The sequence below is a fragment of the Kluyvera sp. CHPC 1.251 genome (assembly GCF_036759945.1).
Classification (GTDB): Bacteria; Pseudomonadota; Gammaproteobacteria; order Enterobacterales; family Enterobacteriaceae; genus Kluyvera; species Kluyvera sichuanensis.
On sequence record NZ_JAPKIC010000009.1, the window covers coordinates 103,631 to 116,199 of the forward strand.

A 12,569-nucleotide genomic window follows, 5' to 3' on the forward strand; every position below is an offset into this window, starting at 1 on the left:
TTATGCATTGTCAAAATGACTGTAAGAGGTACGCCATGAGCTTTTCCGTTGATGTGCTGGCGGGCATCGCCATTGAACTCCAGCGCGGCGTCGGCCATCAGGACCGATTTCAGCGTCTGATCACCACGCTACGCCAGGTGCTGGAGTGCGATGCCTCCGCGCTGCTGCGCTACGACGCGCGGCAGTTTATCCCGCTGGCGATTGATGGGCTGGCGAAAGACGTGCTCGGCAGGCGTTTTATCCTCGAAGGGCATCCGCGGCTGGAGGCGATTGCCCGTGCGGGTGACGTGGTACGTTTCCCGGCGGATAGCGATTTGCCCGACCCGTACGACGGCCTGATCCCCGGTCAGGAGAGCCTGAAGGTCCATGCTTGCATCGGGCTGCCGCTGTTTGCCGGGCAGAACCTGATTGGTGCATTAACCCTCGACGGTATGTCGCCGGACCAGTTTGACGTCTTTAGCGATGAAGAGCTGCGGCTGATTGCCGCGCTGGCGGCGGGAGCGCTCAGCAACGCGCTGCTGATTGAACAGCTTGAAAGCCAGAACATGCTGCCGGGCGCACCGACCGACTTCGAGCAGGTGAAAGAGACGCAGATGATTGGTCTGTCTCCGGGCATGACGCAGCTAAAAAAAGAGATTGAGATTGTCGCCGCCTCTGACCTGAATGTACTGATAAGCGGCGAAACCGGCACCGGGAAAGAGTTGGTGGCGAAGGCCATTCACGAAGGGTCGCCCCGCGCGGTCAGCCCGCTGGTTTACCTGAACTGCGCCGCGCTGCCGGAGAGCGTGGCCGAGAGTGAACTGTTTGGCCACGTCAAAGGGGCGTTTACCGGGGCTATCAGCAACCGCAGCGGCAAGTTTGAAATGGCCGACAACGGCACGCTGTTCTTAGATGAAATTGGTGAGCTATCGCTGGCGCTGCAGGCCAAACTGCTGCGCGTACTGCAGTATGGCGATATTCAGCGCGTCGGCGATGACCGCAGCCTGCGCGTCGATGTGCGGGTACTGGCCGCCACCAACCGTGACCTGCGCGAAGAGGTGCTGGCGGGCAACTTTCGTGCCGACCTGTTCCATCGCCTGAGCGTGTTCCCGCTGTCCGTGCCGCCGCTGCGCGAACGGGGCGACGACGTGGTGCTGCTGGCTGGCTACTTCTGCGAGCAGTGTCGGCTGCGGCTGGGGCTGTCTCGCGTGGTGCTCAGCGGCGGCGCGCGGGCGCATCTGCAAAGCTACGGCTGGCCGGGTAACGTGCGCGAGCTTGAGCACGCGGTACACCGTGCGGTCGTGCTGGCACGGGCAACCACGCGCAGCAACGGCGAGGTGGTACTGGAAGCGCAGCACTTTGCGTTTCAGGAAGGTACGCCGACGGCAGCGGTTGTGGAGATGGCGGCGCCTCCCGTGGCGGCAGTGAACAATCTGCGCGACGCCACCGAACATTTTCAGCGACAGATGATTCGTCGGGCGCTGGAGACACATCAGCATAACTGGGCGGCAAGCGCCCGGGCGCTGGAGACAGACGTCGCCAACCTGCACCGGTTGGCGAAGCGTCTGGGGCTGAAGGATTAAAGGATCCCGGCCTGGTAGAAGTTTTGCAGGTTAATTGCGCCGACCAGCCGATGGTTGTCATCCACCACCGGCGCGGCGCTGATTTTCTGCTTCATCAGCTGTTCTTTGGCGTCAACGGCGCGGGCCTGATCGTGCAGGGTGACGCCGCCTTTGGTCATCGCGTCGTTAACGCAATCCGCCAGCGAACCGCCGCTCACCAGCCAGCGGCGTAGATCGCCGTCGGTGAACACCCCCTGAACCTGTGATTGTTCGTTGCAGACCGCTACCATCCCCATGCCGGTGCGGCTGAGTTCCAGCATCGCGTCCATTACGCTGGCATGAACGGTGACCTGCGGGACATCGCTCTCGTGACGCATCAGATGGTGAACGCGGTTGAGCAGGCGAGCGCCCAGTGCACCAGCCGGGTGAGAGCGCGCAAAATCTTCTTCGTTAAAGCCGCGCGCCTGCATGACAGCAATCGCCAGCGCGTCGCCCATCATCAGCGTGTTGACGGTGCTGGAGGTTGGCGCCAGGTGCATCGGGCAGGCTTCACGTTCAACGGAAATATCGATAACGGCGTCGGCCGCCTGGGCCAGCGCGGAGTTGGCTTTGCCGGTCATTGCCAGCAGCACCACGGATTTCTCTTTCAAACGTGGAATGATGTAGTCGAGCTCTTTGGCGCTGCCGGAGTAGGAGATAAACAGCATCACGTCGCGGCTTTCCACCATGCCCAGGTCGCCGTGCAGCGCTTCCGCCGGGTGGACGAAGAATGCCGGGGTGCCGGTGCTGGCGAAGGTGGCTGCCAGCTTTTTGCCGATATGGCCGGATTTGCCCATCCCGGAAACAATCAGTTTTCCTTTGCAGTTCAGGATGGCGTTGGCGGCCTGAACAAAGGTCTCGTCAAGACGGTCGGGTAGGCGGCTTGCTTCCTGCAGTTCCAGTAACAGGGCCTTACGCCCGGCCTCTAACAAAAAATCACTCATGACTTTCTCCGATAATTAGCGCGTTACACGGTCCAGTTTTGCGCGGCGATGATAAAACATTCTCCGTCGGAAGATCATCGATTGAATCATGGATAGTTCGTCTGCGGAGTTTTTTTTCCCCTCGCGGCCTCCAGCGCTTCCTTGCAGCGTGGCGGATGCTTTACCATATTTAACTCTTGCTGATATTGTTAAACGGATGTCCCATGTTGAAGCGTCGTGTTCTGGCTTTACTCCCCCTGTGTGTCCTGCTCGCTGCCTGTAGTAGCAAACCTAAAACGGCTGAATCTCCGGCAACCACCTCCGGCGGTTTTCTCCTTGAACCTCAGCACAATGCGCTAATTCCGACCGGTGATTTTGCTAACAACCCGGCGGCAGAGCAGTTCATTGACAAGATGGTGAGCAAGCACGGTTTTGACCGACAGCAGCTGCATGAGATTCTCTCTCAGGCCAAGCGCCTGGATTATGTGTTGCGCCTGATGGACAGACAGGCGCCGACCGGTCTACCGCCAACCGGCCCGAACGGGGCGTGGCTGCGCTATCGCAATCAGTTCATTACGCCGGATAACGTCCAGAACGGCGTGGTGTTCTGGAACCAGCATCAGGACGCGCTGCAGCGTGCTTCGCAGGTATACGGCGTACCGCCGGAAATTATCGTCGGGATTATCGGTGTGGAAACTCGCTGGGGCCGCGTGATGGGTAAAACGCGCATTCTCGATGCGCTGGCGACGCTCTCCTTCAACTATCCGCGCCGCGCGGCGTACTTCTCCGGCGAGCTGGAAACCTTCCTGCTGATGGCGCGTGATGAGCAGGATGACCCGCTGGATCTGAAAGGTTCATTTGCCGGGGCGATGGGCTACGGGCAGTTTATGCCGTCCTCCTACAAAGAGTATGCGGTTGATTTCAATGGTGATGGCCATATCAACCTGTGGGATCCGGAAGATGCGATCGGCAGCGTGGCGAACTACTTCAAACAGCACGGTTGGGTGAGCGGCGACGCGGTGGCGGTGCAGGCGATGGGTCAGGCCCCAGGACTGGAGAATGGCTTCAAAACCAAATACAGCGTTTCGCAGCTGGCGGCGGCAGGCTTAACACCGATGCAGCCGCTGGGTAATCATCAGCAGGCCAGCCTGCTGCGGTTGGATATCGGCACGGGCTATCAGTATTGGTACGGTCTGCCGAACTTCTACACCATCACCCGCTATAACCACAGCACCCACTATGCAATGGCCGTCTGGCAGCTGGGTCTGGCAGTCTCTCAGGCGCGCGGTCAGTAATCCTTCCTTCTGGCTCCTCTCGGTTCAGAGGGGAGCTTGTTACATTTCGCATCATTTTCTGCCGTTTACATCTTACTGCTAATTCAATATTGTTACGTTATAACATTAAATGATGAGGCGAAGATGTTCACTCCTGTTTTTATGGCCGGCAGCGTTACGCGGGTTTTGCTGGCCTGCGCGCTATTGAGCGTGCTGTGGCTGATGGTCTGGTGGGCGGTGTCGCTGCCATGATTGAACTGGACAACCTGGTGGCAGGCTATGAAGGCGTGGCGATTACGCCATCGCTGAGCGGCGTTATTCACAAAGGCAGCATGACGGCGATTGTCGGCCTGAACGGCTGCGGAAAATCCACTTTACTGAAAACGCTGGCGGGATTTATTCCACCGGTAAGCGGCGTCATTCGCTGGGCGCCTTCACGCCCGGTGATTGGCTGGCTGGCCCAGCGTCATGCGCTGGAGTCACAGTTTCCGTTAACCGTGCTGGATGTGGTGAGCCAGGGGGCGTGGCCGCGAATTTCGTTGCTGCGAGGCCTGCGTAGCGACACGCGCCAGCGTATTGCCGCTGCACTGGCGCGAGTGGGTCTGGAAAGCATGGCGAAAACACCCATTGACGCACTTTCCGGCGGCCAGTTCCAGCGTATGCTCTTTGCCCGCGTGCTGGTACAGCGCGCGCCGCTGGTGATGCTTGATGAGCCCTTCACCGGGATTGATGAAGCCACCAGTCATGACCTGATGGGGGTGATTCAGGAGATGCATCAGCAGGGGCAGACCGTGCTGGCGGTGCTGCATGATAACCAGCGCGTAGCGGAATACTTCCCCGAAACGCTGTTGCTGGCACCACAGAACGCCTGTTGGGGGCATACCCATGACGTGCTGCCCGCGTTTAACTCCGCGAGGCACGCATGATCTGGCACACCTTCTTCCAACCCTTTATCGAGTTTGGCTTTATGCGCCGGGCATTGGTGGTGTGCCTTGCGCTGTCGCTAAGTACCACAATCCTCGGCGTCTTTTTATTGCTGCGGCGGATGAGTCTGATGGGGGATGCGCTGTCGCACGCCATTCTTCCCGGCGTGGCGGTGGGCTATCTGGTGAACGGCATGTCGCTGCTGGCGATGACCGTTGGCGGCTTTATTGCCGGTATTACGGTGGCGCTGGTGGCCGGTTGGGTTAGCCGACGCACACCGCTGAAAGAGGATGCCAGTTTTGCTGGATTCTACTTAGGGTCGCTGGCGCTGGGGGTCACGCTGGTCTCGCTGCGCGGCTCTAACGTTGACCTGCTGCATCTGCTGTTTGGTTCGATTCTGGCAGTCGATAACGATGCGGCGCTGTTTGTGGCGGGTGTCGCCAGCCTGACGCTGCTCTGCATTGCGCTCTTCTACCGGGGGCTGGTGAGCGAAGCGTTTGATAGCAGTTGGCTACAGGTGAATGCGCGCTGGCTGCCCGTGTTGCTGCACGGGCTGTTTCTGGCGTTGCTGGTGCTCAACCTGGTGGCCGGTTTTCAGGTGCTGGGCACGCTGATGGCGGTGGGGGTCATGATGCTGCCCGCCGTTGCGGCGCGCTGCTGGGCGAAAACCTTACCGTCAATTCTGCTGCTGGCGGCGCTAATCGGGGGCGTATGCGCCTGGATGGGGCTCAGCCTGTCGTGGGCAGCCAATCTGCCTGCAGGGCCGTCGATTGTACTAACTGCGAGCGGTATCTTTTTGATTTCTTTGTTGTTTGGCAAGCGAAGCCGGCTGACCGTGAGCTGGTTAAAATGAAGAGGAAAGGGGACAAGATGAAACGTATTGGGGTGATTATGGCGCTGGCGTTAGGGCTGGCGGCGCAAGGCGCGATGGCAAAGACGCTCAACGTGGTCAGCAGCTTTTCGGTGCTGGGCGACATGGTGAAGCAGGTGGGCGGCGAGCACGTTCACGTCGACACGCTGGTTGGCCCGGACGGTGACCCGCATACCTTCGAGCCGTCGCCGAAAGATAGCGCACTGCTCAGCAAAGCGGATGTCGTGGTGGTCAACGGTCTGGGGCTGGAAGGATGGATGGACCGCCTTATCAAAGCGTCGGGCTTTAAAGGCGAGCTGGTGGTGGCCTCAACGGGCGTAAAAACCCACACCCTGGATGAAGATGGTAAAACGGTGACCGACCCACACGCCTGGAACAGCGCGGCAAACGGCGCATTGTACGCGCAGAACATCCTGACCGGGCTGGTGAAGGCAGACCCGGAAGATAGCGCGGCGCTTAATGCTTCCGGCAAACGCTATATTGGCGAACTTAACGATATTCATAGCTGGACGAAGCAGCAGTTCAGCGCCATTCCGCAGGCGAAGCGTAAGGTGCTGACCAGCCACGATGCCTTTGGCTACTTCTCTCGCGCCTACGGCGTCACCTTCCTGGCACCTCAAGGGCTCTCTTCAGAAAGCGAGGCCAGCGCGGCGCAGGTGGCGGCGTTGATTACGCAAATTAAGGCCGATGGCGTACACACCTGGTTTATGGAAAACCAGCTCGACCCGCGCCTGGTGAAACAGATTGCCGCGGCCACCGGCTCGCAGCCGGGCGGGGAGCTGTATCCGGAAGCGCTGTCGAAACCGGGCGGCGTGGCGGACAGCTACGTCAAAATGCTGCGTCATAATGTGGAGCTTATCGCCGCCAGCATGCGCTAAATCTGGCACTCCCTAGCCCCGGTTCTTCCGGGGCGTTCAATTTCGGAATCCCCCTCGTAAAATCGCCATGCCGTCCCCACATCTGTTCTGAAAGTGCTATCTTTGATGGCCTCTTTATCGAGCTGAAGCGGAGCGATGATGACAGATTCAGAATTAATGCAGCTGAGTGAAAAGGTTGGCCTGGCGCTGAAGGCGCGTGGGGCGACAATGACCACCGCAGAGTCCTGCACCGGCGGCTGGATAGCCAAAACCATTACCGATATTGCCGGCAGTTCTGCCTGGTTTGAACGTGGGTTTGTGACCTACAGCAACGAGGCCAAATCGCAGATGATCGGCGTGCGCGAAGTCACGCTCGAACAGTACGGCGCGGTGAGTGAGCCGGTGGTGGTTGAGATGGCCATTGGTGCACTGCGCGCGGCGCGGGCTGACTTTGCGGTGTCGGTTAGTGGCATTGCCGGGCCGGACGGCGGCAGCGCAGAAAAGCCGGTTGGCACGGTCTGGTTCGGCGTGGCAAGCGCCACCGGGCAAGGTATTACCCAGCGTGAATGCTTCGACGGCGACCGTGAATCGGTGCGTCGACAGGCGACCGCTTATGCGCTCAATCTCCTCTGGCAACAATTTCTACAAAATACTTGATACTGTATGACCATACAGTATAATTGCCTCAACAGAACAGAATTCACTATCCGGTAACACCCGGTATGACAGGAGTAATAATGGCTATCGACGAAAACAAACAGAAAGCGTTGGCTGCAGCGCTGGGCCAGATCGAAAAGCAATTCGGTAAAGGCTCCATCATGCGTCTGGGTGAAGACCGCTCCATGGACGTGGAAACTATCTCTACCGGTTCGCTTTCACTGGATATCGCGCTGGGCGCTGGCGGCCTGCCAATGGGTCGTATCGTCGAAATTTACGGGCCAGAATCCTCCGGTAAAACGACCCTGACGCTGCAGGTTATTGCCGCAGCACAGCGTGAAGGCAAAACCTGTGCGTTTATCGATGCTGAACACGCGCTGGACCCGGTTTATGCTCGCAAGCTGGGCGTTGATATCGACAACCTGCTGTGCTCCCAGCCGGACACCGGCGAACAGGCTCTGGAAATCTGTGACGCGCTGGCGCGTTCCGGTGCCGTAGACGTTATCGTTGTTGACTCCGTCGCGGCACTGACGCCGAAAGCGGAAATCGAAGGCGAAATCGGTGACTCTCATATGGGCCTCGCGGCACGTATGATGAGCCAGGCGATGCGTAAACTGGCCGGTAACCTGAAGCAGTCCAACACCCTGCTGATCTTCATCAACCAGATCCGTATGAAAATCGGCGTGATGTTCGGTAACCCAGAAACCACTACCGGTGGTAACGCGCTGAAGTTCTACGCTTCCGTACGTCTTGATATCCGTCGTATCGGCGCGGTGAAAGAGGGCGACAACGTGGTGGGTAGCGAAACCCGCGTGAAGGTTGTGAAGAACAAAATTGCTGCACCGTTTAAACAGGCTGAATTCCAGATCCTCTACGGCGAAGGCATTAACTTCTTCGGTGAGCTGGTCGACCTCGGCGTGAAAGAGAAGCTGATCGAAAAAGCGGGCGCCTGGTACAGCTACAACGGCGACAAAATTGGTCAGGGTAAAGCGAACGCTATCTCCTGGCTGAAAGAGAACCCGGCTGCGGCGAAAGAAATTGAGAAGAAAGTGCGTGAGCTGCTGCTCAACAACCAGGACTCTACGCCGGACTTCGCCGTTGATAACAACAGCGTCGAAGAAACCAACGAAGACTTCTGATAATCTCTTAACAGAGACGAAGGGCTGCTTATGCAGCCCTTTTTGCATTTATCACGACGGTAAAAAATCATGACCGAAAACTCACCGCGCCGTTCTGCCTACGCCAGACTGCTGGACCGCGCTATTCGCATTCTGGCAATGCGCGATCACAGCGAACAGGAGCTGCGACGTAAACTTACCGCCCCGGTGATGGGGAAAAATGGTCCTGAGCCTATCGACGCGCCGCCGGAAGACGTTGAAAAGGTGGTGGCCTGGTGTTTTGAAAATCGTTATCTCGACGATAGTCGCTTCGTGCAGCAGTTTATGGCCGGACGCAGCCGTAAAGGATATGGCCCGGCGCGCATCCGTCAGGAGCTGGGGCAGAAGGGCATTGCCCGAGAAGCCATCGAGCAGGCCATGCGCGAGTGCGACATTGATTGGGTTTTACTGGCGCGCGATCAGGCGGTGAGAAAATACGGGGAGCCGCTGCCAACCGCCTTTGCGGAAAAGGTCAAAATCCAGCGTTTTTTGCTCTATCGTGGCTACCTGATGGAAGATATCCAGGAAATATGGCGAAATTTTGCTGATTGACCGCACTGGGGATTTTACTTCCCTTTAAAGAAAACTTATCTTATTCCCACTTTTTCCGTCCGGAGGCGGGTTGTTTTTAAAGCAATCCGCGTCGGTGACGAATATTCCTTAATACACAAAATCATTCAAACCGCATCAGAGTGGTGGGAAAGAGAAGCCTCAGACGCGAACTTCAGTACGTGATTGGGGGTGAAAACAGCCGTTGACTCGGCGGTTTGAAGGATGAAGTGTAGCTTGATGTCAGGATAATTATGAGCAAGAGCACCGCTGAGATCCGTCAGGCGTTTCTCGACTTTTTCCATAGTAAAGGCCATCAGGTAGTTGCCAGCAGCTCCCTGGTGCCGAATAACGACCCTACTTTGCTGTTTACCAATGCCGGGATGAACCAGTTCAAAGATGTGTTCCTCGGTCTCGACAAGCGTAATTATTCTCGCGCGACCACCGCGCAGCGTTGCGTGCGTGCGGGCGGTAAACACAATGACCTGGAAAACGTCGGTTACACCGCACGTCACCACACCTTCTTCGAAATGCTGGGTAACTTCAGCTTTGGCGACTACTTCAAGCACGACGCTATTCAGTACGCGTGGGAACTGCTGACCGGTGAAAACTGGTTCGCCCTGCCGAAAGAGCGTCTGTGGGTCACCGTTTATGAGAGCGATGACGAAGCTTACGAAATCTGGGAAAAAGAAGTCGGCATCCCGCGTGAGCGCATCATCCGTATCGGCGACAACAAAGGCGCGCCGTACGCATCGGATAACTTCTGGCAGATGGGCGACACCGGTCCTTGCGGCCCGTGCACCGAAATCTTCTATGACCACGGTGACCACATCTGGGGTGGCCCTCCGGGTTCCGCAGAAGAAGACGGCGACCGTTACATTGAGATCTGGAACATCGTCTTCATGCAGTTCAACCGTCAGGCTGACGGCACCATGGAACCGCTGCCGAAGCCGTCCGTGGACACCGGTATGGGTCTGGAGCGTATCACCGCTGTTCTGCAGCATGTGAACTCCAACTATGACATCGACCTGTTCCGTAAACTGATCGACGCGGTGGCGAAAGCGACCGGTGCGACCGATCTGAGCAACAAGTCTCTGCGCGTTATTGCGGACCACATTCGTTCTTGTGCGTTCCTGATTGCCGATGGCGTGATGCCGTCTAACGAAAGCCGCGGTTACGTGCTGCGTCGCATCATTCGCCGCGCCGTCCGTCATGGCAACATGCTGGGCGCGAAAGACACCTTCTTCTACAAGCTGGTTGGCCCGCTGGTAGAAGTGATGGGTGCAGCAGGCGAAGAGCTGAAACGTCAGCAGGCGCAGGTTGAGCAGGTACTGAAAACCGAAGAAGAGCAATTTGCTCGTACGCTGGAGCGCGGTCTGGCGCTGCTCGACGAAGAGCTGGCAAAACTGACCGGCGATACGCTGGATGGCGAAACCGCTTTCCGTCTGTACGACACCTACGGCTTCCCGGTTGACCTGACGGCAGACGTTTGCCGTGAGCGCAACATCAAGGTTGACGAAGCTGGCTTCGAAGCCGCAATGGAAGAGCAGCGCCGTCGTGCGCGTGAGTCCAGCGGTTTTGGCGCAGACTACAACGCGATGATTCGCGTTGATGGTGCTTCAGAATTTAAAGGCTATGACCACCTGGAACTGAACGGCAAAGTGACTGCGCTGTTCGTTGACGGCAAAGCGGTAGACGCTATTGCTGCTGGCCAGGAAGCGGTTGTGGTGCTTGACCAGACTCCGTTCTATGCAGAGTCCGGCGGTCAGGTTGGCGATAAGGGCGAACTGAAAGGCGCGGGCTTTAGCTTTGCGGTCAGCGACACCCAGAAATACGGCCAGGCAATTGGTCACCTCGGCAAGCTGGCGACCGGCGCGCTGAAAGTGGGCGATGGCGTGCAGGCTGACGTTGATGTTGCACGCCGTGCACGCATCCGTCTGAACCACTCTGCAACGCACCTGATGCACGCGGCGCTGCGCCAGGTTCTGGGCACGCACGTTGCGCAGAAAGGCTCACTGGTGAACGACAAGGTTCTGCGTTTCGACTTCTCTCATTTCGAAGCCATGAAGCCGGAAGAGATTCGTGCGGTTGAAGATCTGGTCAACGCCCAGATTCGTCGCAACCTGCCAATCGAAACCAACATCATGGATCTCGAAGCGGCGAAAGCGAAGGGCGCGATGGCGCTGTTCGGTGAGAAATATGACGACCACGTTCGCGTTCTGAGCATGGGCGACTTCTCTACCGAGCTGTGCGGCGGTACCCACGCTTCTCGTACCGGTGATATCGGTCTGTTCCGCATTGTGTCTGAATCCGGCACCGCGGCAGGCGTACGTCGTATCGAAGCCGTGACCGGTGAAGGCGCGATTGCCACGCTGCACGCTGAAAGCGATCGCCTGAGCGATATTGCGCAGCTGCTGAAAGGCGACAGCCATAACGTCACCGAAAAAGTGCGTACCGTTATTGAACGTACGCGTCAGCTGGAAAAAGAGCTGCAGCAGCTGAAAGAGCAGGCCGCAGCACAGGAGAGCGCAAACCTTTCCAGTAAAGCTGAGACTATTAACGGCGTTAACCTGCTGGTGAGCGAGCTCGCCGGCGTTGAGCCGAAGATGCTGCGTACTATGGTCGACGATCTGAAGAACCAGCTGGGTTCTGCGGTTATCGTACTGGCGACGGTCGCAGAAGGTAAGGTTTCTCTGATTGCAGGCGTGTCTAAGGATGTGACCGACCGTGTGAAAGCAGGGGAGCTGGTTGGCATGGTCGCTCAGCAGGTGGGCGGCAAAGGGGGCGGTCGTCCGGATATGGCGCAAGCTGGTGGTACCGACGCGGCTGCACTCCCTGCTGCACTGTCCAGTGTGAAAGGCTGGGTCAGCGCTAAACTGTAATAACAATAAACGCATGCGGGTGCCTTAACGTTAAATGTTAAGGCACCTTGCATATGCGGTACTGATAACGATAAAGTCAGGTTGAAGTCATGTAGATCGGCTAAACTTACATTTAACAGAGTGTGATGCCGTGACCGCTTACACGAAGGTGTTTGTCATAGCTGACCTTTTGGCGTTATATGATGGAGAATGCCGGGATACAGAGAGACCCGACTCTTTTAATCTTTCAAGGAGCAAAGAATGCTGATTCTGACTCGTCGAGTTGGTGAGACCCTCATGATTGGAGATGAGGTCACTGTGACAGTTTTAGGGGTGAAGGGTAACCAGGTGCGCATCGGCGTAAATGCCCCTAAAGAAGTCTCTGTTCACCGTGAAGAGATCTACCAGCGTATCCAGGCTGAAAAATCCCAGCAGTCCAGTTACTAAGTTCTCGCGTCTCACCCCGCGGGTGAGACGCACCTCCCGCAGTTTTCTTCGTGTTGCTCTCGTTTTTCTCCCTTTTTTCCTCGATCCAGCACCTTTGCACCCATTTTCTTTTTTGCTGCTATACCGGCAAAAACGCAATTTATCTGTTGATAAAACGTGCATTCTGTCTTTTTTAACAGCTTATTGCGTGTGAAATGTGCAAACGAAAAAAATCTGCGGAAAATTGTTTGACTTATAAGTCCCAGAAAGTAATATGTGCGCCACACAGCGACGATGAGCAGAAACAAGTTCTTCGAAGCACTCGCAAGAGGTGTTGTTGGTGAGGTGGCCGAGAGGCTGAAGGCGCTCCCCTGCTAAGGGAGTATGCGGTCAAAAGCTGCATCCGGGGTTCGAATCCCCGCCTCACCGCCATTTGCATCCGTAGCTCAGCTGGATAGAGTACTCGGCTACGAACCGAGCGGTCGGAGGT

The 12,569-nt window shown here is 57.2% G+C and carries 11 protein-coding genes and 1 tRNA gene; 11 read left to right on the top strand and 1 reads right to left on the bottom strand.

Annotation, left to right across the window (positions count from 1 at the left end; translation table 11 throughout):
• The first annotated feature begins 35 nt into the window (after positions 1-35).
• On the top strand, positions 36-1,562 hold the full coding sequence (gene norR, locus V6940_RS17420) for a nitric oxide reductase transcriptional regulator NorR (RefSeq protein ID WP_333496702.1): 1,527 nt from the start codon (positions 36-38) through the stop codon (positions 1,560-1,562).
• On the opposite strand, the gene gutQ is transcribed toward norR, so the two are convergent.
• A complete protein-coding gene (gene gutQ / locus V6940_RS17425; RefSeq protein WP_333496703.1) occupies positions 1,559-2,524 on the bottom strand; it encodes an arabinose-5-phosphate isomerase GutQ in 966 nt (321 codons plus the stop codon). The two genes, norR and gutQ, sit on opposite strands and share 4 nt — an antisense overlap.
• A 203-nt stretch (positions 2,525-2,727) precedes the next feature.
• Between gutQ and mltB the strand changes: the two genes are divergently transcribed.
• From mltB to V6940_RS17475, 10 genes are all read left to right on the top strand, one after another.
• The gene (gene mltB, locus V6940_RS17430) at positions 2,728-3,798 is read left to right on the top strand and encodes a lytic murein transglycosylase B (RefSeq protein ID WP_185668068.1); all 1,071 of its coding nucleotides are present in this window, start codon (positions 2,728-2,730) and stop codon (positions 3,796-3,798) included.
• A 194-nt stretch (positions 3,799-3,992) separates the two neighbouring features.
• Positions 3,993-4,703: a metal ABC transporter ATP-binding protein gene (locus V6940_RS17435; protein ID WP_333496704.1), complete on the top strand. Its 711-nt coding sequence runs from the start codon at positions 3,993-3,995 to the stop codon at positions 4,701-4,703.
• Positions 4,700-5,554 carry a metal ABC transporter permease gene (locus V6940_RS17440; RefSeq protein ID WP_333496705.1) on the top strand — a complete coding sequence of 285 codons (855 nt, stop codon included), beginning with the start codon at positions 4,700-4,702 and terminating at the stop codon, positions 5,552-5,554. The genes V6940_RS17435 and V6940_RS17440 overlap by 4 nt, the downstream gene beginning before the upstream one ends.
• 17 nt (positions 5,555-5,571) lie before the next feature.
• Positions 5,572-6,450 (top strand): metal ABC transporter substrate-binding protein, encoded by an 879-nt coding sequence (locus V6940_RS17445; protein WP_333496706.1) that lies wholly within the window; start codon positions 5,572-5,574, stop codon positions 6,448-6,450.
• 138 nt (positions 6,451-6,588) lie between these two features.
• On the top strand, positions 6,589-7,086 hold the full coding sequence (pncC, locus tag V6940_RS17450) for a nicotinamide-nucleotide amidase (RefSeq protein ID WP_333496707.1): 498 nt from the start codon (positions 6,589-6,591) through the stop codon (positions 7,084-7,086).
• A gap of 80 nt (positions 7,087-7,166) precedes the next feature.
• A complete protein-coding gene (gene recA, locus V6940_RS17455) occupies positions 7,167-8,225 on the top strand; it encodes a recombinase RecA (protein ID WP_035892538.1) in 1,059 nt (352 codons plus the stop codon).
• 69 nt (positions 8,226-8,294) lie between these two features.
• On the top strand, positions 8,295-8,795 hold the full coding sequence (gene recX / locus V6940_RS17460) for a recombination regulator RecX (RefSeq protein WP_333496708.1): 501 nt from the start codon (positions 8,295-8,297) through the stop codon (positions 8,793-8,795).
• A 251-nt stretch (positions 8,796-9,046) separates the two neighbouring features.
• Positions 9,047-11,674, top strand: coding sequence for an alanine--tRNA ligase (gene alaS / locus V6940_RS17465; RefSeq protein ID WP_333496709.1), 2,628 nt, complete (start codon positions 9,047-9,049; stop codon positions 11,672-11,674).
• Between the two features lie 240 nt (positions 11,675-11,914).
• Positions 11,915-12,100, top strand: coding sequence for a carbon storage regulator CsrA (csrA, locus tag V6940_RS17470; protein ID WP_000906486.1), 186 nt, complete (start codon positions 11,915-11,917; stop codon positions 12,098-12,100).
• Positions 12,101-12,418: 318 nt separating this feature from the next.
• A tRNA-Ser gene (locus V6940_RS17475) sits at positions 12,419-12,511 on the top strand.
• Positions 12,512-12,569: the final 58 nt, after the last annotated feature.

What these genes read in the sequence shown, in the direction of transcription:
- norR (WP_333496702.1), top strand. Translation starts at nt 36, where the DNA reads ATGAGCTTTTCCGTTGATGTGCTGGCGGGCATCGCCATTGAACTCCAG.
- gutQ (WP_333496703.1), bottom strand. Translation starts at nt 2,524, where the DNA reads ATGAGTGATTTTTTGTTAGAGGCCGGGCGTAAGGCCCTGTTACTGGAA.
- mltB (WP_185668068.1), top strand. Translation starts at nt 2,728, where the DNA reads ATGTTGAAGCGTCGTGTTCTGGCTTTACTCCCCCTGTGTGTCCTGCTC.
- V6940_RS17440 (WP_333496705.1), top strand. Translation starts at nt 4,700, where the DNA reads ATGATCTGGCACACCTTCTTCCAACCCTTTATCGAGTTTGGCTTTATG.
- V6940_RS17445 (WP_333496706.1), top strand. Translation starts at nt 5,572, where the DNA reads ATGAAACGTATTGGGGTGATTATGGCGCTGGCGTTAGGGCTGGCGGCG.
- pncC (WP_333496707.1), top strand. Translation starts at nt 6,589, where the DNA reads ATGACAGATTCAGAATTAATGCAGCTGAGTGAAAAGGTTGGCCTGGCG.
- recA (WP_035892538.1), top strand. Translation starts at nt 7,167, where the DNA reads ATGGCTATCGACGAAAACAAACAGAAAGCGTTGGCTGCAGCGCTGGGC.
- recX (WP_333496708.1), top strand. Translation starts at nt 8,295, where the DNA reads ATGACCGAAAACTCACCGCGCCGTTCTGCCTACGCCAGACTGCTGGAC.
- alaS (WP_333496709.1), top strand. Translation starts at nt 9,047, where the DNA reads ATGAGCAAGAGCACCGCTGAGATCCGTCAGGCGTTTCTCGACTTTTTC.
- csrA (WP_000906486.1), top strand. Translation starts at nt 11,915, where the DNA reads ATGCTGATTCTGACTCGTCGAGTTGGTGAGACCCTCATGATTGGAGAT.